The sequence below is a fragment of the Arthrobacter sp. TS-15 genome (assembly GCF_006964045.1).
In the GTDB taxonomy this organism is placed as follows: Bacteria; Actinomycetota; Actinomycetes; order Actinomycetales; family Micrococcaceae; genus Arthrobacter.
In genome coordinates this window covers 1-1236 of sequence record NZ_SDXQ01000123.1, presented here as the reverse complement: position 1 = coordinate 1236, position 1236 = coordinate 1, and the positions used below count along the sequence as shown (strand labels likewise).

Sequence of the window (1236 nt, the reverse complement as noted above, 5' to 3'; positions counted from 1 at the left end):
TGCAGTCCGATCCAGACGAAGCCGCCCCGGCCCTTGCGGGCCCGCCGGATCGCCTCGTCCGGTGCCCAGTCGCCGGGCTGCCGTCCGCCCTCGCGGTAGACCACGCAGTTCACCACCGCGCTGCCGAGCGGGGAGCGGGCGGGATGGCTGAGGTCCACGGTGCGGCGGTAGGCGCGGCGCACCGCTCTGCTCAGGTTGCTGATCATGGGCACGGGTCGGTCTCCTTCGGTGACCGGGTCAGTGTGCCACCGAATTCCGTTCGCTCCGCGTATGGGTCACCGGGCCGCTGACCGGGATGAACACCTCCGGGCGGGGCCGGGCCGTCACTCGCCCGGAGGTGGGTCCTCGCCTACAGGCCGACGTCCCGCCTGCGGATGTCCTCCAGCGACTCCCGGCGGACCAGGAGCCGGGCGTGACCGCGGTCGACGGCCACGACGGGCGGACGTCCGACCAGGTTGTAGCCCGAGGCCATGGAGAGGTGGTACGCACCGGCCACCGGCACGGCCAGCAGGTCCCCCGGGTGCACGTCACCGGGCAGCCGGACGTCTGAGGCGAGGATGTCGCCCGCCTCGCAGTGCCGGCCGACCACCGTGACCGGGGCAGCCTCCGCGGTGGAGTGGCGTCCGATCAACCGGGGCGCGTACCGCACTCCGTACAGCGCGGGGCGCGGGTTGTCGCTCATCCCGCCGTCCACGGCCACGAAGGTGTGATCGGCGGTCCGCTTCACCGCGAGCACGTGATAGAGCGCGAGGCCGGCCGGTCCGGCGATGGCACGCCCGGGCTCGATCAGCAGCCGCGGCACCGGCAGTCCGGCGGCGGCGCAGCTCTCGACGAGTTCGGCGCGCACCTTGCGGGCCAGCGTGGTGAGGTCGAGTGCCTCCTCCCCCGGCCGGTAGGCGATGCCGTGACCGCCGCCCAGGTCCAGTTCGGGCAGGACGACACCGTGGGCGTCGCGCAGGCGGGCCATCAACCCCACCATGCGCCGTACGGCCGCGAGATAGGGCTTGACGGTGGTGATCTGCGAGCCCAGGTGGCAGTGCAGGCCGGTGAGTTCCAGTTGGGGCTGGTCGAGGATGCGGGCGATGGCGTGCTGGGCGTAGCCGTCGGTGAAGGTCAGGCCGAACTTCTGGTCGTCCGTGCCCGTCCGGATCTTTTCGTGGCCGCCCGCGCTGATGCCGGGGACGACCCGCACCATCACCTTCTGGTGTCCGCCGGGGCCGACCGCCGCGGCGAGCC

At 73.0% G+C, this 1236-nt stretch carries 2 protein-coding genes; both read right to left on the bottom strand.

What is annotated here, in order from left to right:
* A partial coding sequence (locus tag EU811_RS23210) for a hypothetical protein (protein ID WP_446698080.1) occupies positions 1 to 206 on the bottom strand: 206 nt, incomplete at its 3' end.
* 143 nt (positions 207 to 349) lie between these two features.
* Positions 350 to 1236: diaminopimelate decarboxylase family protein (locus EU811_RS23205; protein WP_142940588.1), on the bottom strand; the 887-nt coding region annotated here is incomplete at its 5' end.